Origin of the sequence: Paraburkholderia denitrificans (genome assembly GCF_042655705.1) — a bacterium.
Classification (GTDB): domain Bacteria; phylum Pseudomonadota; class Gammaproteobacteria; order Burkholderiales; family Burkholderiaceae; genus Paraburkholderia; species Paraburkholderia denitrificans.
In genome coordinates, this window is record NZ_JBHSMP010000003.1 from 174,883 (window position 1) to 194,390 (window position 19,508).

Here is a 19,508-nt window from a genome sequence, read left to right on the forward strand (position 1 = left end):
GTCGAGTACATCGGCGATGGGCCGCCCGTCATGCCGCCGCCGATTGCTCGGCAGTTGGCAGTTGGCAATTGGAAACAATGACCATGGAGGCAAATCATGGGTGGCAATCTTTCCAACCCGGCGCCCCTCGGACTCGCCGGGTTTGCATTCACAACCTGGATGCTCAGCATGGTCAACGCCGGCTGGTTCAATGCCGACGCGATGGGGCTCGTGCTGGCGCTCGCGTTCGCGTTCGGCGGTACGGCGCAGATGATCGCGGGCATACTCGAATTTCCGCGCGGCAATACGCTCGGAACGGTGGCATTCCTCAGTTATGGCGCGTTCTGGTGGTCTTTCGCGCTGTTCGTCGCATTCCTCGGCACGAAGGTGCCGGCAGCGTTCGTCGGCTGGTATCTACTGGTATGGGGCGTATTCACGTTCTACATGTGGATCGGCTCGATGCACACCAGCACGTCCGTACAGCTCGTATTCCTCGCACTCTGGATCACCTTTTTGCTCCTCGCCATCGGCGCGTGGACCGGGTCCGCGCTCGCGACGCATCTCGGCGGCTATGCGGGCCTGATTACCGCTTTGCTGGCGTTCTACGCGTCTGCGGCGATGGTGATCAATGAGAGCTTCGGGCGCACGGTGCTGCCCACGCACCCCTACGCAGAACCACACCCACAAGCCGCGTAGCGGGCCAGTACCTGGACGGCGGCGGGCCGGACTGGCCGAATGGGCGCGCCGCCGCCCACGTGACAGCGCGACGTCCTCGAGGAGGAAACCATGTCTGAGCATCAGACCTTTCCTGTGCCCGCAGACCGGGCAAAGCGTGCCTGGGCCGATGCGGCCCGTTATGAAGAGATGTACCGCCGCTCGACGGAAGATCCGGAAGGATTTTGGGGCGAGCACGGCAAACGTCTCGACTGGATCCGCCCATACACGCATGTGAAAGACGTTTCCTTTGCGAGCCAGGACCTGCGCATCCGGTGGTTCTACGACGGCACGCTCAACGCCAGCAGCAATTGCCTCGACCGCCATCTCCAGACGCGCGGCGATCAGCCCGCGATTATCTGGGAAGGCGACGATCCGGCCATCGGCCGCACCCTCAGCTATCGCGAACTGCATGCCGAAGTCTGCAAGTTCGCCAATGTGCTGAAATCGCTCGGCGTCAAGCGCGGCGACCGCGTCACCATCTACATGCCGATGATTCCCGAGATCGCCGTCGCGATGCTCGCGTGCGCCCGCATCGGCGCAATCCACTCTGTCGTGTTCGGCGGGTTCTCTCCCGAGGCGCTCGCGAATCGCATTCACGACTGTGCTTCCAGCATTCTCATCACCGCCGACGAGGGCGTTCGAGGCGGCCGCACGATCGCGATGAAAGAAAGCGCCGACGCGGCGATGGAAAAATGCCCCGCTGTCGGGACATGCGTGGTGGTCAAGCGTACGGGAGGCAAGGTCAACTGGCGCGAAGGCCGCGATCATTGGTATGAGGAACTGATGAGCCAGAGTTCCGCCGACTGCCCGCCTGAAGAAATGAATGCGGAGGATCCGCTCTATATCCTCTACACGTCCGGATCGACCGGCAAACCCAAAGGCGTCGTGCACACGACAGGCGGCTATCTCACGTACATCACCCTCACGCATCAGTATGTTTTCGACTATCACGACGGCGATGTTTACTGGTGCACGGCGGACGTTGGCTGGGTGACGGGGCACAGCTATATCGTCTATGGCCCTCTCGCCAATGGCGCCACCACGATCATGTTCGAAGGCGTGCCGAATTACCCGGACAGCTCACGCTTCTGGCAGATCTGCGACACGCATCGCGTGCAGATCATCTACACCGCGCCAACGGCAATTCGCGCCCTGATGCGCGACGGCGACGGCCCGGTCAAGAAGACGTCGCGCAAATCGCTGCGTCTGCTCGGCACCGTTGGCGAACCGATCAATCCGGCGGCATGGCTTTGGTATTACGAAGTCGTCGGTGAAAAGCGGTGTCCCGTGATCGACACCTGGTGGCAAACGGAAACCGGCGGCATTCTTATCGCGCCGCTGCCGGGCGCCACGACGCTCAAACCCGGTGCGGCCACGCGGCCGTTCTTCGGCGTGCAGCCCGCGATCGTCGGCGAAAAGGGAGAAGTCATCGAGGGCGAAGGGACAGGCAGTCTATGCATGCTCGATTCGTGGCCCGGACAGATGCGCTACGTGTACGGCGACCCCGATCGCATGCGGGTGCAATACTTCAGCCAGTTCGAAGGCAAATACTACACAGGGGATGGCTGCTATCGCGATGCAGACGGCGACTACTGGATCACCGGGCGGATCGATGATGTCGTGAACGTCTCGGGCCACCGGCTCGGCACCGCCGAAGTCGAAAGCGCGCTGGTCACGCACCCCGACGTTGCCGAAGCAGCCGTGGTCGGCTATCCGCATTCGCTCAAGGGCCAGGGCATCTACGCCTACGTGACACTCAAGGTCGGCGTCGAGCCGACCGAGGCATTGCGGAACGCGCTGGTGGCGCTCGTCCGCCGGGAAATCGGCCCAATCGCCAGCCCCGACTTCATTCAATGGGCACCGGTTCTGCCGAAGACGCGCTCAGGCAAGATCATGCGCCGCATCCTGCGCAAGATCGCCGACGGCGATTACGGCGATCTGGGCGATGTCTCGACGCTGGCCGATCCGCGCGTCGTCAACGATTTGATCGATCATCGGATCGCGCATTGAAACAGTGAAAAGCGGCAAGACCGCAGGGGATAGGGTACTTGCAGCCGCGCGGGTGCTCGCGGCTGCCTCACCTTGCCGGAAGGCTCACCCAGCCGCCCAATTGCGCCGACTGGAAAACGGCATCGATCACCCGCATATTCGCGCACGCGTCGTCCAGCGGAATGGCCTGTGGGCCGCCGCTCAATATCGCCTGTGCAAACACCGCGGCTGCCACGCCATATTGATCGCATACCGGCAGTTCCACCCACCGATCGTTGATCGCTCCCGCGCTTGTGCATTCACTCACGAGAAGACGCGTCGGCTGGTCGTTGGGCGCATTGAACGGAATTTCAACTTCGATCCGCCCGGCCGTGCCGTGAAACTGCATGCGTTGGTAAGGGTGGATCTGGGTCGAATAAAAGAAACTCGCCTGTACGCCGTCGAAGTCCATCATCACGGAACCCAGCCGGTCCACCTCGAACGCCGGGTCGCGTTCCATCAAGGCGACTACCCGCCGTGGCTCACGCCCAATGACGAAACGCGAAGTCGTAATCGGATAACAGCCGATGTCCAGCAGGCCGCCGCCGCCCAGTTCGCTCTGGTTGCGGATGTCGTGCGGGTTGGTGTTGGAATAGGTGAAGCCGCCGGTTATCGCCCGTAATTCGCCAATGGCGCGTTCGTCGATCAACGCGCGCACCTTGAGCCATTGCGGATGCGTGCGGACCATGAACGCTTCCTGTATGTATCGTCCGCTCCTGTCACGCGCGGCGACCAGTTGCGCGGCCTGATCGGCATTCAGACCAATCGGTTTTTCACACAGTACGTGCTTGCCCGCGTCGACGGATTTGATCGCCCATTCCACGTGAATGTGGTTGGGCAACGGGATATACACCGCATCGATTTCCGGATCGGCCAACAGTGCCTCGTAACTGTCGTACGCCACCGGCAACCCGTATTTCGCGGCGGCTTCTCGAGCCTTGCGCGGATCTCGCGATGCAATGCCCTTTACCCGGCATTTGGGCGCGCTGTTCATGGGTACGACGACCTTGTCGTTGATCTTTCCCGTGCCCAGAATACCCCAGACAATCACATCCTTTGGCATGTCTTCCCTCTTGAAAGCGGTATGTGTCCGGTGGGCACGACGAGTGCACCCTTGTCAGACCACAGCGGGCGTTACATTCAACCTGGCGACTTCATTGAGTTCCCCGCACCATGAGCCATACTAATACGCAGACGCATAGTCGATACCGGAGGATTGCCATGCCGACCTACCAATACCGCTGCGAAAAATGTGGTGAAACGTTCGAGAGCGTCGAGCATCTTGCGGAACATCAATCGGCTCATCCGCGCTGCCCCAAATGCGGAAGCGAGAAGGTTCAACACGTGCCTACAACATTCATTCCGCAGACATCAAGGAAGAGCTGATTCAGCCCGTTGGGTCTTCGAGCGCCGCGCGCTGAGCGCGACGCGGTCGTTCGACGTGGCAGTGCAATGGCGCGTGCAGATCCGTTTAATTCGGATCTCACCCCCGTTATCGCGTTGGACCGAATTCGTGCAAGTTTGCCAACGTGCGGCCGTAGGCGCGGTCTTCTATCGGCCGTTTTCCAAATCTTGAAATGAAAGCGCCATCAAACAATCCATGCGCGCAGCGTGAACACTATTAGTTATTCTGATATTTCAAGTTCTACTGACAGAAACTGGCGCTCAGGTGCAATCCGGCGCGAATGGTATCGCCGCCGTTCCACGATCCAAGTGGAACATTCCGCGCCGGATCGCGCTCGCATCATACACCACGTGCATTCTGGCTAAACCCGGTTAGAGGTGATCCGAAAAAAATCGTAACCGGCAACAATTTGCGCAAAGCATTCAGGCCGATGACGGCGATTGAAATTGTTCCCGAAGCCAGGTGAATTTCACGGTTCACATGCGCAACCACGATGCAGTTTCTTATTACCCGCTTTGTCAATCATCACAACGGCGTACACCCAATGGGCGCGCGTACATCGCTACACTTCAACCGTGTCGATATAGGAACGTCACGAAAAACAAAAAGCGGAATTTAAATCAGTAAGGGTTATCGAGCATGCAAACGTTTGATGACCTGCGATAGAAAACACACGAATAGCGGCACGTCATGCACGAAGCGCGGCGCGGCCGTGATCACCCTGTCCCTCGTTCGACACAAGGTTCAATGCAAATTGATTGGCCGACCGTTACCGGCAGTGTCTCTCAATCCGATTAGCTTGTTGCAGGGAGGCATGCGCCATATGACACGGCTCAAAACAGAAAGAGAAAAACTGTTTTTTCATAAATCCTGATTTCGCCGGACATATTGGCCGATTACTGTAGAGGCACACATCCCTCACTGAACACGTTGAAAATTCTCGTAACAAATCAAGGTGCTCATTGGCGGGTCGCTCGTATCGATGGATTGACGGGAAATATCTTTGACTGTGCACACGAAGACGGAGACAACGGTATGCGAACACCTACCGGACTGATGCACCTCGGCACGCTATTCAAAATTCTTGGCTGTGTCTGGCTGTTGGTGGCAGGCTCGGCGGCATTCTTTGGGTCCGGCGGCCTGTTATTCGGTACGGCCGCGATTGCATTCTGGGCAGTTGGCTGGGCCATGCAAGGAATCGACAAGCCATAAGCGCACGGCACGCAAGACCGGTCGAGCGCCTGACGACACCGGGACGTCGATCATGGGCCGTGTTGAAAGTTGCGCGTCGCAACGTTGCTCGCGAAACTATCAGGCAGTTTCAATCGCTCCACGCAATCGCTGCCGAATCGCTATCCAGCGATTCGAAGCTCGACCGGAAAGCACTGCCTCGATCTGATTCAATCCCTCGCAACACCTGAATTCTGGCTTCGGCCGCGCGTGTGGACGCAGACATCACGTGCACACGCGGGCAGGAACCAGCCAGGCAACGAGATCAAAACAGCCGGGCGGCCGCGCCAGGCCAGACCCGATTGCACGACCGTGCGCGTGATGCGGTGGCGCAGCACGTCTGCATGCGCATTGAAAAACCGTGATGCGCCACACTCAATTTTGCACCGCGTCTGCCGTTAAAGCAGTCATGGAACGAGACAACGGGGAAACGAAGTGCCCCTGCGCCCTGATCCATACCCTGTCTTATGTCACTGCAGTCCGGTTTGACACGCAAAGCCAACCTTGGGCGCCGGAATCCCTGTTTCCGGCGCGTTTTCTTTTTGTGCGGCGCCTCGCCGCGCGGCCGCATCATGAAAAATGCGGGAGCAGGCTGCTGCCCACTCCCGCACTGAAACACTACTGCGGCACGTACGCGGCGCGCACTTAGCTCATGTGCAAGCCGCCGTTCAACGAGAAGTCGGCACCCGTCGAAAAACCCGACTCATCCGACGCAAGCCACGCGCAGATCGACGCAATTTCCTGCGGCTCGCCGAGGCGACGCACCGGAATGCTCGCAACGATCTTCTCCATCACCTCGGGCTTCACCGCGCGCACCATATCCGTGCCGATGTAACCCGGCGAAACCGTGTTGACGGTCACGCCCTTCGTCGCCACTTCCTGCGCGAGCGCCATCGTGAAGCCGTGAATGCCGGCTTTCGCCGTCGAATAGTTGGTTTGACCGAACTGGCCTTTTTGCCCGTTCACCGACGAAATATTGATGATGCGGCCCCAGCCGCGCTCGACCATGCCGTCGATGACCTGCTTGGTGACGTTGAAGAGGCTCGTGAGGTTCGTATCGATGACGGCGGTCCAGTCTTCGTGCGTCATCTTGCGGAACACGACGTCGCGCGTGATGCCCGCGTTGTTGACCAGCACGTCGATTTCGCCCACGTCCTTCTTCACCTTCTCGAAAGCCGTAGCCGTCGATTCCCAGTCGGCCACATTACCTTCGGATGCGATGAATTCATAACCCGCGGCTTTCTGGTCCTCGATCCATTTCACGCGACGCTGCGAATTCGGTCCACAGCCTGCGATCACCGTAAAGCCGTCCTTGTGCAAACGCTGACAAATTGCGGTTCCAATGCCGCCCATACCGCCGGTCACATAAGCAACACGCTTCGCCATATGTCCTCCTTTCATTTTAGGGTTATAAGCAAACTGACAAAAACCATGGAGGATGAACCAGTTTGACGACCGGCCGCGCGCCATACGATGGGCATTAACCCGTACGTGAAAACGTGCGACACCAAAACGGACGTGAAGCGCGCCGGTGTCTCATGCCGGCGGCGCGCTGGCTACAACCTCTGACTCAAATCGGCCGCTGTCGACTATCGCGCCGTGCAAACGCACTGTGTTGCGATAGTTGTGGCCCTTGCGGGCATCACGTGATCAGGGTCGGCAAGAAAACCGTGCGGCGGATCAGGATAGATCCGGCTGCTCTGCGGGAAGTGAGTGCAATCCTGTGCGAACGAGGCGTCTGCACCAATGAAGCGCGCCGCCAGGAAGCGCAGCTTGCGAAACGACATAATCCTCGGAAAGGCGAATCAAAATACGGACTCCGTATAAGGAACGCTTCTGCACAAAAGTACAGTCGCTCGACTCACCACCCCCGCGTGGCGTCGTGGACGCTTGAGCTTACCCGGGTGACGTGACGTTTGTACGACAGACGTTGTCATGCGCTATGCATGGTGCGCCGTGTGGTGTATCGAACAAGCAGTAAAACACATCGTTACCAAACACGTCCATACCGTTTGGCTAAATTTCAGGATAAATTTCTGGTGAATAGAAACAGCGTGAACGGCCCGCTTTTTGTATGAAGTAATTCCTTACCATTCGCGAATTTCACGTGGATCTCATGTGAATCTCACGTAAATCCGGCCGATGCAGGACTTCACGCTCCTCCCTCCATGAAGACGGCGTCACGGTAACGGGAAGATGCGAGGAAATATGCTCAGGCAGGCGAGGCAGCGTTTTGGTTTGAGTCGCGCATCGTGAATGTCGGCGCGTCGCGCAAAGCGAATATACAAATACAAATGGCTGCACTCGGGCAGCCATGCGCGCGCATTCAGCATATCATCCGATTCTGCCTGCGATATCGGATGAATCGCGAACGAATCGCGAACAAATGCGCGAATGAATGCGTGCGGAATATCAGGCGGGAAAGAATTTAGACGGATGCGATGCAGCGCCCGAAGCCGATGGCATCGCGCGCCCTCGGCAATGCGGGATCCAGGCCCCCGACCGCTTCCAGCAACTGACGACCGGTTTTCGTCAGCGAAAGCCTCAGGCGACCTTCGGTGCGCGGCTCCAGCGTGAGCAGCCGCCGCTCGAGCAGCGTGTCGAGTTCAGTGCGATTCATATCGATCTGGTCCGGCGAATGGCGGACCAGCATCAGCGTGGCAATTTCGTGCGGGCTCAGCAACGTATCGTCTTCCGGTAGCTATCATGCCGCGCCAATGGGCACGGAGCCCCGTATGTTCGCGGTTCACCGTGACATCTTCATGAATGTCACAAACACTGCCTAAGTGGCGTTCGGCGTGCCGTGTCATCGCGGCGAAGGATCACGTCACGCGCGCACCCGCGCACTCGTCGATCAAATCCCTCAACGCGGCCGCCATCCGCGCATTCGGATCGTCGGACGTGAGGGGCATTTCCTCGCCGCGCGATCCACACACACCCACGACGATCACCGCCTGCGCCGTCCGCTCGCGCAGCCGTCGCACGAGATTGCGCAAATACGGCGGCGATTCGGGCGCATCGAGCGACACCACGCAGATCACAGCGGTGTGCTGCGCATCCACCATCGCAGCGCGCGTGGCGCGCACCTGCTCATAGCTCGTCGTCGCACAGGCAATACCGCGCCGCACGAGCAGTTGCGCGACGATCGCGGCAACCACTTCGTCGAAAGCGCCGCGTCCCGGCACGCACAGCACCGCGCCCGCTTCAGAAGAGGTTGTCCCTGCAACGGTGGCGGCACCGTCGCCACCACTTTCATCACCCGTGACATGCCGCGAATCGTCGACGGATTCGAGGTCCTCCACGATATCCCGCAGCGCCTGATTGATCCGCGCGACCTGTTCGCTCGGCAGCACGCCGCGCAGCGCATCGTTGCGCGCAAAGCGCAGGCCTTCGAACACCACCTGCTCGTAGTAATCGATGAGCGGCATGCCCGCGAGCAGCCGGTCGGCCTGCAGCAACGCTTCGCGCGGATCGTCTGCAAGCAGCCGCTGATAGCACATCTGCGCGGGCGTGAGTGCGGGCTGGTCGCCGAGCAGGATGGTCAGGAAGTTGAGCCGGTCGACATAGCGCCCGAGCGTGACGATGCACAGCGTGAGCGGCGTCGACAGCACGAGCCCGACCGGCCCCCAGAGCCAGGTCCAGAAGATCGCCGCCACGACGACCGCGAGCGGCGAAAGACCCGAGCGGCGTCCGTAGAGCATCGGCTCCGCGAATTGCCCGGCCACCACATCGACGACGATAAAGAGAATCAGCGTCGACACCGCCATCGTCCATTGCGGCTGAATGGCGGCAGCGAGCACCGTCGCGAGCGCCGCGGCGATCCAGATGCCGATGTACGGCACGAAGCGCAGCAACGCGGCCACGGCGCCGAACAGCAGCGCGCCCGGCACGCCGATGATGGCGAGCCCGATCGAGATGATCGCGCCCACCGCGACATTCACGCCCAGTTGCGCGACGAAGTAGCGCGACAGGCGCTCGGATGCATCGTTAATGGCCGTCGTGGTGCGATGCAGATCTTCGGAACCGAATACGCTAATGAGCCGGTCGCGAAGATCTTCGCGCTGCAGCAGGATGAAGATCGTCACCACGAGCACGATAAAGCCCGTTTCGAGCGGCGCGATGACCGGCGCGAAGGCCCGTCGCGCAAGTTGCATCGGCGTGGGTGCGGGCGGGTGGACCTCGACCGGCGTCGGCACGGCAGGCGCATTGCGCGCCGCGTGCCCGTGCGGCTGTGGCAGTGCGGGCGGCGGCGCGGGCGTCACGCGCTGCAGTGCGGTGGCCGCACGGCTCATCAGCAGATCGGCGCGGCCCACGGTTTTTTCCTGCACCGTCTCCACCTTCTGCTCGATCGCCTCCTGATATTGCGGCAGATCGGCTGCAAGCTGAACGATCTGCGCCGTGATCAGCGTGCCAATGCCCGCCAGCGCGAGCACCGTGGCTAGCACGGCAAGGAAGATCGACAGGAACGAGCCCAGATGCAGGCGGCGCAGCATCGTCACGAGCGGCGCAAGCAGGAAGCTCAGCAGCACGGAAAGCGTGATCGGAATCAGCACTGCGCGCCCGAAGTACAGCCCGCACACGACAATCACGCCGGTAATCACGGCGGCGAGGCTATGCAGCGTCGGCGGGGTCGGCGGAAAGACACGATTGCGCCTGCCCTGCGGGGGCATCGGGAAATTCATGTCGTAGCGCGGGGGTTTCATGAGTCAATCGGGCACGCGGCGCACGAACCACACAAGCCGTGCACAAGCCGCACGCGGCCTGCCTCACGATTTTCCCGGGACGAGTTCCTGGTTGCGCGCACTGAGAAACTGGATAAGTCCATCGATGCCGCTCTCCTGGATTTTCTCGTTGAACTGTTGCCGGTAGGTCTGGATGAGCCACGCGCCCAGCACGTTCAGATCATAGAGCCGCCAGCCCTGGGGCGTCTTGTACAGACGATAATCGATCTCGACGGGCTTGCTGTTCGTCTGTGCAAGCGTTCGGACGACCACATCGGTGTCGCCCGGCGACGAGCGCATCGGCAAGTAGTTGATCTGCTGGTCGGGCTTCAGTTGCGCGAGCGCACCCGAATACAGATGAATGAGCAGCGACTGGAATTCCGACGCAATGCGCTTTTGCTGCTCCGGCGTGGCCGTGCGCCAGTGAGGGCCCATCGCGAGCCGCGTGGTGCGACTGAAATCGACGTACGGCAGGATGTCCCGGTCGACGATGTCGCGAATACGTGCGATATCGTCCGGTGCGATGGCTTTCGCCCGCACTTCGTCCAGCACCTGCTGGGTGGCGGTTTTGATGAGCGCCTGCGGATCCGACTGATCGACGGCAGTCTGCGCGGGCACGCCAGGCACGAGCCATGTGAACAGCGCGAAAACGAGCAGCAGTTTTTTCATTGTTGCCTCGAAAGGTGAATCGCACGGGCGCGCACATGTGCACGCGCGGGCGAACCCTGACTGAGCGAGCCCGATATCCTCCAGTCTAGAAGTTCGGAACGAACAGGGTGAGCCCGCCGCACGCGCTGCGGCGCGCACACGAAGAAGAGCGCGATTGCGTCTTCATGCAAAGCAAGGCCCATACCAAACTGGAAACTGCCCGAAGCGCGTCGGCGCGCTCTCGCCCGACGCGCGGATAGCGGTCGCGGTATCCGGCGTGCTGGCTTGTCTTCGCCGCTTCTTCTTCGCTGCTTCTTCGTATCGGCGCCGGTAAGAACTACAACGCAGAGCCGCGGTTGCTGCAGCGCGGCAGCGCTCGACGGGAGCCGCATCCGCCGCAGCCCGAACGGGCCGGATCGCGCGGCTCGCGAACCCGTCACGAGCAAACACGTTCTCAAGCAGCCGTCCGAACGTGCCGTTAACCGGTTGAGGTATCAACCATCGTGATGGAGTCTTGTTTGAACGGTAAAACGCTCGCCCTCGGCGCCCTGGCCGCGACGCTGCTGCTGAGCGGCTGCATGTCCGATTCCCGTGTCGCCGCTCATCCCGCGCGGCCCACCGTAGTCGTCGCTGCACCGCCCCCGCCGCAACCGGTTGTTGTCGCCGCGGAGCCCGTCTACGTGCCGGAGCCTTATGACGCGTATATTTCCGTCGCCCTCGACAGCGACATCGTCGTCACAGGCGGCAATACGTACTTCTGGTACGTTGGCCACGACGGCCGACGTCATCGCCGCTTCTACGCCCATGGCGACCGGCGCGGCGAGTTGCTCCACCGGCGCTCGCAACTGCGGCTCGTCATGGCTCACCACGAAGGCCGTCTGCCGATGCAGAAGGCGCACGTGACGCCGCCGCCCACGCGGCGCGCCCCGCCGGTACGGCAGGCGCAAGTGCATCAAGCGCATCAAGCGCACCAGGCGCACCAGGCGCATCTGGCACATCAACTGCATTCGTCACCCGCGCGGTCCAGATCGCAACAAGCACGTCAGTCGCCCCAACATCATCATCAGGCACCCGGCAAGCCGACGCCCGCGCCGAACAGCACGACCGCCGCGAGTCAACGCCCGCAGTCGCACACCTGAGCCGTAGCTGAACCACAGATGAGTCTCGCGCGACCGGTCACTCGCACCGGTCGCGCGCAACCTTACCCGCCGCCCCAATCGATTATTTGGCCAATACTCACGGCTTTATTATTTGTAGTCCTTTTTAATTTCACGTTTTGAATCGGCGTGGCTACGTCATTGCAGGGAACGGCATAGGGCATGAACGGCCCTGAAATCCGGGTTAAAACGAATTGACCGTCGCAATATATATCACGTTGCGATATAATGCCGCGACCCACTTTTTCTACCACCGCTGAATTCCGCCTCTCTCCAGCCCCCTTTTGATCATGTCAGGGTCACGCAGGCGGACCTCATTTCGGGTCTCTATCGCCAGTCGCAGCCCGGCGGGCCGCTCACCGCCTGAAACCCCACAATCCAATCTGTTGCCCTCATACGGGCAGATATATCATATTATGATGTATTAACCGATTTACCAGTTTTCCAGGACCGTCCGATGAAGCAGAGTACCCGCGCCCTCGACAAGCGCGATTTCGAGCAGCTGTCGCAGTTCCGCTATCAGATGCGGCGCTTCGAGCGCTTTTCCGAACAGGCCGCGCACGCCGATGGCATCACGCCGTTGCAGTATCTGCTGCTTCTGCACATCAAGGGCTACCCCGGGCGCGACTGGGCCACGGTCGGCGAGCTGGCCGAGCGCCTGCAGGCACACCATCACGGCGTCGTCGCGCTCGTGACGCGCTGCGAGGCACACGGCCTCGTCGAGCGCCGGGTGAGCGAGCACGATCGCCGCCAGGTGGAAGTCCATCTGTGCGCCGAAGGCGAGAAGCAACTGGCGCGCCTCGCCGAACTGCACCGCACCGAGCTGAACTCGCTCGACGGGACCTTTACGATTCCGCAAATCGATCTTTGACCACCATGCACGCCGACTCACACAAGCGCGACTTTTCCGCCAATAACCGCCTGCCCGGCGTCGCCGCGCTAGCGGCCGTCATTGGCCTGCTCGCCACGCTCGCCGCCTTTGCGCTGCTGAGCCTGATTCACCTGTTCACGAACCTGTTCTTCTTTGGCCGCTTTTCGTTCGCCGATCATTCGCCCGCGCTCAATACGCTCGGCCCCTGGGTGATCCTGATCCCGACCCTGGGCGGGCTGCTCGTCGGCCTGATCGCGCGCTTCGGCTCCGATCGCATCCGCGGTCACGGCATCCCCGAAGCCATCGAAGCGATCCTGTTCGGCAAAAGCCGCATGTCGCCGAAAGTGGCGGTGCTCAAGCCGCTTTCGTCCGGTATCGCAATCGGCAGCGGCGGACCGTTCGGCGCCGAAGGCCCGATCATCATGACGGGCGGCGCGCTCGGCTCGCTGCTGGCGCAGTGCGTCCGGCTCACTTCCGCCGAACGCAAGACGCTGCTCGTCGCAGGCGCGGCAGCAGGCATGACCGCCGTGTTCGGCACGCCCGTCGCCGCCGTGCTGCTCGCCGTCGAATTGCTGCTGTTCGAATGGCGGCCCCGCAGCTTCCTGCCGGTCGCGCTCGCGTGCGCCGTCGCGGGATTCGCACGCGCCGCCTTCTTCGGCGTCGAGCCGCTGTTCGCCCTCCAGACGCCGCCGCCTCATGCGCTCGCACTCGGTTCGTGCATCATCGCGGGCCTGTTGTCCGGCGCGCTGGCTTCGGGATTGTCGGTCTCGCTCTACAAGGTCGAAGATCTGTTCGGACGCCTGCCGCTTCACTGGAGCTGGTGGCCCGCGCTCGGCGGCCTCGTGATCGGCATCGGCGGCTTCTTCGAGCCGCGCGCGCTCGGCGTCGGCTACGACGTCATCGGCGACCTGCTGCACCAGCATATTTTCTGGGAAGCCGCCATCGGCATCCTCGTCGTGAAGGCCATCATCTGGGTCGTCGCGCTCGGCTCCGGCACCTCGGGCGGCGTGCTCGCCCCGCTGCTGATGCTCGGCGCGGGACTCGGCGCCGTGCTCGGCCACGTGCTGCCCGGCGGCGATCCCGCGCTGTGGCCGCTCGTGTGCATGTCGGCCACGCTCGGCGCGACGCTCGGCGCGCCCCTCACGGCCATCGTGTTCGCGTTCGGCCTCACGCACGACAGCAACGCGCTGCTGCCGCTGCTCGCGGCCACGCTGATCGCGCACTCCTTCGCCACCATCGTCATGAAGCGCTCGATCATGACCGAGAAGATCGCGCGCCGCGGCTATCACATCTATCGCGAGTACGGCGTCGATCCGCTCGAACGTCACTATGTGAACGAGGTGATGTCGCACAACGTCGAAACGATCGACGCGAACACCACCGTTCGCCATGCCCTCGCGGCCTTCTTCGGCGCGACGCAAACGCGCCGCGCGTGGCCCGTCGTGCGAGACGGCGCGGTACTCGGCGTGGTGGATCGCGCGATGCTCGACGTGCTGCAGGGCGACGCCGCCAGCAAGACGCTCGGCGAGTTTCTCGCGCCCCACGTGCCCGACGTGGCGCTGCCCGAGGAAACCTGCCGGCAGATCGCGACGCGGCTCGCGATCCACGACCTCGAGCGGTTGCCCGTGGTCGCCGACCGCACGTCGATGCAGCTCATCGGCATTGTTTCGCGCAGCGATCTGGTCAAGCTCTCGCTCGCGCACTTCGAGGAAGAGCACAAGAAAGAGCGGTTTCGCCGGATTCGCATGAGCAACAGCAAGCGACGATTCCCCCCGGTGCGCAAGGCTGGTTAAGCGCACGCCAGCGCAACGGCGTCCTTCGCTCCCCACCCTTCTGGCCGACGCTTTCGATTCACAGGCGTTCGCAGCTCGATGTGCTGCGAACGCCTGCCGGGCTGGCACGGCCGGGCTGGACAGTTAGTTGCGAATGCCGCTCACAAAAACTGCCGCAATTGCGATAACCGATTGGATACTGCCGATCGCGGCTCCCGAAAGCGTCGCGCCTGCACGCGGCTTCGGCGCCCCGCATCCTTGCGCGCGCATCGATAACGCATGCGCGGTTACGACCAAGCCGCAGACAATCTGCGCTCCCTCGCTTCTGCCGCCCGCGCGCACAGACGAGGTTATAAACGCGACCACGGTAGAACGCGCGGCACCCAAAGCCACGCCAGCGAGCGACAACCCTGACTGTCTGTCAGAATAAGCGCGCACCCTTCTCAAGCGGACGGCGCTCGCCCCCGCAGACCCCGAATTCAGCAGACCCAGCCGCGCGGCGAACCTGAGCGGCAAGCGAACGGCGGCAAGCTCGCCGTGACGGGGTTCGGTGAGTGGCTTCGCGGTTTCGAAGGATCGCATCCGCAACAGCCTTGTGGAGAGCGCGATGAACGACGCGGCAAGCGGGATTCAGCAGGGCGAGGCGACAGCCTGGCATGCAGTGACCGGTGACGAGGCGATACAGCGGCTCGGCACGAATGCGGCGGCGGGGCTCGCCACTGCGGACGTCACTGCAAGGCTTCGGCAATATGGTCCGAACCGGCTTCCGGCAACCGGCAAGCAGAGCCAGTTGCGCAGGCTGCTGAACCAGTTTCACAACGTGCTCGTGTACGTGCTGCTCGGCTGCGGCTTCGTCAAGCTCATGCTCGGCCTGTGGATCGATGCATCGGTCATCCTCGGCGTCGTCGTCATCAACTCGGTGCTCGGGTTCGTCCAGGAAGGCAAGGCCGAAAAGGCGCTCGATTCGATCCGCAACATGCTGTCCGCCGAAGCGCGAACGCTGCGCGACGGCGAGGCGCGCATGATCGCATCGGAAGATCTCGTCCCCGGCGACATCGTGCTGCTCGAATCGGGCGACAAGGTGCCCGCCGATCTCCGGCTCGTCGAGATCAAGAACCTGCGCACGGAAGAAGCGGCGCTCACGGGCGAATCGGTGCCGAGCGACAAGTCGGTCGATCCCGCCGCCGCGAACGCGACCGTCGGCGACCGCCACAGCATGGCGTATTCGGGCACGCTCGTCGTGTCGGGACGCGCCACCGGCGTAGTCGTCGCAACCGGCAGCAACACCGAACTGGGCCGCATCAACCAGATGCTGGCTTCCGTCGACAAGCTCGAAACGCCGCTGCTGCGCCAGATCACGAAGTTCGGCCATACGATCACCGCCGTCATTCTCGTGGTCAGCGCGCTCGTATTCGCCTACGGTCACTGGGTCGAACAGTTGCCGTTCGTCGACATCTTCCAGGCCGTCGTCGGCATTGCCGTCTCGGTCATTCCGGAAGGCCTGCCCGCCATCATCACGATCACGCTCGCTATCGGCGTGCAGCGCATGGCGGAGCGCCACGCCATCATCCGGCGTTTGCCCGCCGTCGAAACGCTGGGCTCGGTGTCGCGGATCTGCTCGGACAAGACCGGCACGTTGACGCTGATGGAAATGATGGTCGTCTCGGCCGTGACCGCCGATGCCGCCTACGAGGTCGATGGCCAGGGCTACGCACCGGAAGGACGCGTCCTGCACGACGGCAAACCCGCGCCGCAAGACCCTGTGCTCGATCTGATGGGCCGCGTCTCGGTGCTTTGCAACGACGCGGAACTGCGTCACGAAGACGGCATATGGAAAGTCGAAGGCGACCCGACGGAAGGCGCGCTGTATCCGTTTGCGGCGAAGATCGGCCTCGCGCGCGATGCATTGGAGGCGACATACCGGCGCGCCGACGTCATTCCGTTCGAGTCGGAACACAAGTTCATGGCCACGCTGAACGAGGACACGAGCGGCGCGCGGTGCCTGCTCGTCAAGGGCGCGCCCGAAGTCATCCTCGAACATTGCAACCGCCAGCAGACCCGCAACGGCCCGCAGCCGCTCGACCTCGACTATTTCCTGCAGGCATCGGATCGCCTTGCCGCACAGGGCGAGCGCGTACTGGGGCTCGCCTGGCTCGACGATCCAGGCATGGCGAGCCAGAGCCTCGCGCCGTCCGATCTGCCCGCGACGCTCGTGCTGCTCGGGCTGATCGGCCTGCTCGATCCGCCGCGCAAGGAAGCCATCGAGTCCGTCAAGGAATGCCACGCGGGCGGCATCCGCGTCACGATGATTACGGGCGACCACAAGATCACGGCCGCGGCGATTGCGCGGATGCTCGGCGTTGGCGACGGCAAGACCGCGCTGACCGGTGCCGAAATCGAAGTCATGGATAGCGCGACGCTGCAGGCGGAAGTCGAGCGGGTCGACGTGTTCGCGCGCGCGAGCCCGGAGCACAAGCTTCGGCTCGTGAAGGCCATGCAGGCGGACAACCAGATCGTCGCGATGACCGGCGACGGCGTGAACGATGCGCCCGCGCTCAAGAAGGCCGACATCGGCGTGGCGATGGGCATAAAGGGCACCGAGGTCACGCGCGAGGCGGCCGCGATGGTGCTCGCCGACGACAACTTCGCATCGATCACGGCAGCCGTACGCGAAGGCCGCACGGTCTACAACAACATCGAAAAAACCATCCTGTTCATGCTGCCGACGAACGTGGCGCAGGGCGTCGTGATCATGGCCGCGATCCTCGTCGGTTTCCGGATGCCGATCACGACGCCGCAGGTGCTGTGGGTCAATATGGTGACGTCGGTGGCGCTCGCGCTCGTCATTTCGTTCGAACCGCACGAACCGGATGTCATGCGCCGGCCGCCCGCAAAAACAGGACGGCCCATCCTGACCGGCTTCGGCATGTGGCGCGTCGCCTTCGTCGGTCTCGGCCTCGTCGCGCTGACGCTATGGGTGTTTTTCCGGGCGATCGGCCACGACATGCCGGACGAGGTTGCCCGCACGGCGGCGGTCAATGCGCTCACGTTCGGCCAGATCTTCTACCTGCTCAATACCCGCTATCGGGTCGAATCGTCGTTATCGATCAAGGCGCATATGGGCAACCGCTATTTGCTGATGGGCATTGGCTCGGTGATCGTTCTTCAATTGCTGTTTACCTATGCGCCGCCCCTTCAGGAACTGTTCGGCACGGCGGCCTTGCCTGCCAGTGTGTGGCCGTGGCTACTTCTGGCGGACGTGGTGTTCTTCCTCGTCGTCGAAGCGGAGAAATGGGTCATCCGCAGATGGCGCGCGATGAAAGGCGTCAACGCCACGGCGTGATCGGCGCGCGCGCCCCGAGCGCGAGGCCGCGCGCGCCGGATTTTCTCAATCGGTTGTAGCCGCGAGCGCATGCGCGCCGCCGCTTTCGCGTGCGGCCGCTGCGCCAGTTGAGTGCGGCACGGTTTGTTTCGCACTGCTGCGGTGCACCAGCCGGACTCCGTCCATTTCCCGCCAAACCCCATCCAGCAACGCTTCGCGCGCTTGCTGCAAGCTGGCATGGTGCTTGCAGAATAGCGCTCAACTCCTGCAACGGTGCGGGAGCCAAAAGCAGGCGCCGATTAACCTCGTGCGCCGCTCCGTATCGTGGCTGCTGTATTGCGCAACATCGCCGTACAACACAGCGGTCACCGAACTTTGTCGAGCAATGACGTTCGACGTTCGTCGCATCCGGTTCACCCCTACCGGTACGATCCAACGACGGAGCCGACATGGATCGCAGTTTCTGGCGCAATGGCCACACCCCGACGCTGTTCTCGGCGTTCCTCTACTTCGACCTGAGCTTCATGGTCTGGTATCTGCTCGGACCGCTGCAGATCCAGATCGCCCACACGCTCGCGCTCACCACGCAGCAGCGCAGTTTCATGGTCGCCACGCCGATTCTCGCGGGCGCGATCCTGCGCTTGTTCATGGGCATGCTCGCGGACCGCATCGGTGCGAAGCGCGCAGGACTCATCGGCCAGTTGTGCGTCATCGCAAGCCTGCTGGTGGCGTGGCGCGTCGGCCTGCACTCGCTGGCGCAGGCGCTCTTCTTCGGCGTCACGCTCGGCGTGGCGGGCGCCTCGTTCGCCGTCGCGTTGCCGCTCGCCTCGCGCTGGTATCCGCCCCAGCACCAGGGCACCGCAATGGGCATTGCAGGCGCAGGCAACTCGGGAACCGTATTCGCGGCGCTCTTCGCACCCGCGCTCGCTGTCGCGTTCGGCTGGCAAAACGTGTTCGGCATGGCCTGCATTCCGCTCGTCGCGGCGCTCGCCGTGTATACGGTCTGCGCGCAGGACGCGCCCGGCATCGTCCAGCGCAAGCATTTGTCCGACTACGCGCGCATGCTGCGCAATCGCGATACGTGGTGGTTCATGTTCTTTTATTCGCTCACGTTCGGCGGCTTTTCGGGCTTCGCGAGCGCGCTGCCCGGTTTCTTCCACGATCAGTTCGCGTTCGACGCGAAGCTCGCCGGATGGGCCACCGCCGCATGCGTGTTCGCCGGTTCAGCGATGCGCCCGGTCGGCGGGTTGCTCGCCGACCGCATCGGCGGCACGCGCTCGCTGCTCAACGTGTTTGGCGCCGTGACCCTGCTGATCGGCGTGGCGGCGTTCCACCCGGGCGGCCCGGTCGTCACCGTGCTGCTCTTCATCGCCGCGATGCTCTGCCTCGGCGCCGGCAACGGCGCGGTGTTCCAGCTCGTGCCCCAGCGCTTCGGCAAGGAGATCGGCGTGATGACCGGACTCGTCGGCATGGCGGGCGGCGTGGGCGGTTTCGCGCTCGCGGCGAGCCTCGGCGCAATCAAGCAGGCCACCGGCGATTACGCCTGGGGCCTCGCATTATTCGCATGCCTCACCTTCGCGGGCTGGGCCGGCATGCGCAACGTAAAGCACCGTTGGCGCAATGCGTGGTCGATGGCCGCGGCCCGCGTCTGAATTCAC

General features: G+C 62.6%; 14 protein-coding genes. 9 read left to right on the forward strand and 5 right to left on the reverse strand.

The window, feature by feature from the left end; genetic code table 11:
• Positions 1 to 96 precede the first annotated feature (96 nt).
• Both ACFPTO_RS01135 and acs read left to right on the forward strand, forming a co-directional pair.
• Entirely contained in the window at positions 97 to 675 is a 579-nt protein-coding gene (locus ACFPTO_RS01135; RefSeq protein WP_377708814.1) for an acetate uptake transporter, read from the forward strand.
• A gap of 90 nt (positions 676 to 765) precedes the next feature.
• Positions 766 to 2,706 carry an acetate--CoA ligase gene (gene acs, locus ACFPTO_RS01140; protein ID WP_377708816.1) on the forward strand — a complete coding sequence of 647 codons (1,941 nt, stop codon included), beginning with the start codon at positions 766 to 768 and terminating at the stop codon, positions 2,704 to 2,706.
• Between the two features lie 67 nt (positions 2,707 to 2,773).
• On the opposite strand, the gene ACFPTO_RS01145 is transcribed toward acs, so the two are convergent.
• Positions 2,774 to 3,787: a Gfo/Idh/MocA family protein gene (locus ACFPTO_RS01145; protein ID WP_377708817.1), complete on the reverse strand. Its 1,014-nt coding sequence runs from the start codon at positions 3,785 to 3,787 to the stop codon at positions 2,774 to 2,776.
• Positions 3,788 to 3,945: 158 nt separating this feature from the next.
• Here ACFPTO_RS01145 and ACFPTO_RS01150 point away from each other — a divergent pair, with 158 nt between their 5' ends.
• Together ACFPTO_RS01150 and ACFPTO_RS01155 are read left to right on the forward strand one after the other, a co-directional pair.
• The gene (locus tag ACFPTO_RS01150; protein ID WP_293037656.1) at positions 3,946 to 4,110 is read left to right on the forward strand and encodes an FmdB family zinc ribbon protein; all 165 of its coding nucleotides are present in this window, start codon (positions 3,946 to 3,948) and stop codon (positions 4,108 to 4,110) included.
• A 1,054-nt stretch (positions 4,111 to 5,164) separates the two neighbouring features.
• Positions 5,165 to 5,341, forward strand: coding sequence for a hypothetical protein (locus ACFPTO_RS01155; RefSeq protein WP_293037650.1), 177 nt, complete (start codon positions 5,165 to 5,167; stop codon positions 5,339 to 5,341).
• A gap of 663 nt (positions 5,342 to 6,004) precedes the next feature.
• Here ACFPTO_RS01155 and ACFPTO_RS01160 read toward each other — a convergent pair.
• The 4 genes from ACFPTO_RS01160 to ACFPTO_RS01175 all read right to left on the reverse strand — a co-directional run bounded on the left by ACFPTO_RS01160 (position 6,005) and on the right by ACFPTO_RS01175 (position 10,749).
• A complete protein-coding gene (locus ACFPTO_RS01160; protein ID WP_377708819.1) occupies positions 6,005 to 6,745 on the reverse strand; it encodes a 3-ketoacyl-ACP reductase in 741 nt (246 codons plus the stop codon).
• 1,042 nt (positions 6,746 to 7,787) lie between these two features.
• Entirely contained in the window at positions 7,788 to 8,042 is a 255-nt protein-coding gene (locus tag ACFPTO_RS01165) for a hypothetical protein (RefSeq protein WP_377708821.1), read from the reverse strand.
• 139 nt (positions 8,043 to 8,181) lie between these two features.
• Positions 8,182 to 10,041, reverse strand: coding sequence for an AI-2E family transporter (locus tag ACFPTO_RS01170; RefSeq protein WP_377708853.1), 1,860 nt, complete (start codon positions 10,039 to 10,041; stop codon positions 8,182 to 8,184).
• 84 nt (positions 10,042 to 10,125) lie between these two features.
• A complete protein-coding gene (locus tag ACFPTO_RS01175; protein ID WP_377708822.1) occupies positions 10,126 to 10,749 on the reverse strand; it encodes an MlaC/ttg2D family ABC transporter substrate-binding protein in 624 nt (207 codons plus the stop codon).
• 497 nt (positions 10,750 to 11,246) lie between these two features.
• Here ACFPTO_RS01175 and ACFPTO_RS01180 point away from each other — a divergent pair, with 497 nt between their 5' ends.
• The 5 genes from ACFPTO_RS01180 (at position 11,247) to ACFPTO_RS01200 (ending at position 19,502) form a co-directional block, all read left to right on the forward strand.
• Positions 11,247 to 11,867: a hypothetical protein gene (locus tag ACFPTO_RS01180; protein WP_377708824.1), complete on the forward strand. Its 621-nt coding sequence runs from the start codon at positions 11,247 to 11,249 to the stop codon at positions 11,865 to 11,867.
• A 475-nt stretch (positions 11,868 to 12,342) separates the two neighbouring features.
• Complete coding sequence (locus ACFPTO_RS01185) at positions 12,343 to 12,756, forward strand: MarR family winged helix-turn-helix transcriptional regulator (RefSeq protein ID WP_377708825.1); 414 nt, start codon at positions 12,343 to 12,345, stop codon at positions 12,754 to 12,756.
• A gap of 5 nt (positions 12,757 to 12,761) precedes the next feature.
• Positions 12,762 to 14,549, forward strand: coding sequence for a chloride channel protein (locus tag ACFPTO_RS01190; RefSeq protein WP_377708826.1), 1,788 nt, complete (start codon positions 12,762 to 12,764; stop codon positions 14,547 to 14,549).
• 586 nt (positions 14,550 to 15,135) lie between these two features.
• A complete protein-coding gene (locus ACFPTO_RS01195) occupies positions 15,136 to 17,871 on the forward strand; it encodes a cation-translocating P-type ATPase (protein ID WP_377708828.1) in 2,736 nt (911 codons plus the stop codon).
• 428 nt (positions 17,872 to 18,299) lie between these two features.
• Complete coding sequence (locus ACFPTO_RS01200; protein WP_377708829.1) at positions 18,300 to 19,502, forward strand: nitrate/nitrite transporter; 1,203 nt, start codon at positions 18,300 to 18,302, stop codon at positions 19,500 to 19,502.
• Positions 19,503 to 19,508: the final 6 nt, after the last annotated feature.

Excerpts from the sequence above, each read along its gene's own strand:
- ACFPTO_RS01135 (WP_377708814.1), top strand. The coding sequence starts at position 97 with ATGGGTGGCAATCTTTCCAACCCGGCGCCCCTCGGACTCGCCGGGTTT.
- acs (WP_377708816.1), top strand. The coding sequence starts at position 766 with ATGTCTGAGCATCAGACCTTTCCTGTGCCCGCAGACCGGGCAAAGCGT.
- ACFPTO_RS01145 (WP_377708817.1), bottom strand. The coding sequence starts at position 3,787 with ATGCCAAAGGATGTGATTGTCTGGGGTATTCTGGGCACGGGAAAGATC.
- ACFPTO_RS01150 (WP_293037656.1), top strand. The coding sequence starts at position 3,946 with ATGCCGACCTACCAATACCGCTGCGAAAAATGTGGTGAAACGTTCGAG.
- ACFPTO_RS01155 (WP_293037650.1), top strand. The coding sequence starts at position 5,165 with ATGCGAACACCTACCGGACTGATGCACCTCGGCACGCTATTCAAAATT.
- ACFPTO_RS01160 (WP_377708819.1), bottom strand. The coding sequence starts at position 6,745 with ATGGCGAAGCGTGTTGCTTATGTGACCGGCGGTATGGGCGGCATTGGA.
- ACFPTO_RS01170 (WP_377708853.1), bottom strand. The coding sequence starts at position 10,041 with ATGAATTTCCCGATGCCCCCGCAGGGCAGGCGCAATCGTGTCTTTCCG.
- ACFPTO_RS01175 (WP_377708822.1), bottom strand. The coding sequence starts at position 10,749 with ATGAAAAAACTGCTGCTCGTTTTCGCGCTGTTCACATGGCTCGTGCCT.
- ACFPTO_RS01185 (WP_377708825.1), top strand. The coding sequence starts at position 12,343 with ATGAAGCAGAGTACCCGCGCCCTCGACAAGCGCGATTTCGAGCAGCTG.
- ACFPTO_RS01190 (WP_377708826.1), top strand. The coding sequence starts at position 12,762 with ATGCACGCCGACTCACACAAGCGCGACTTTTCCGCCAATAACCGCCTG.
- ACFPTO_RS01195 (WP_377708828.1), top strand. The coding sequence starts at position 15,136 with ATGAACGACGCGGCAAGCGGGATTCAGCAGGGCGAGGCGACAGCCTGG.
- ACFPTO_RS01200 (WP_377708829.1), top strand. The coding sequence starts at position 18,300 with ATGGATCGCAGTTTCTGGCGCAATGGCCACACCCCGACGCTGTTCTCG.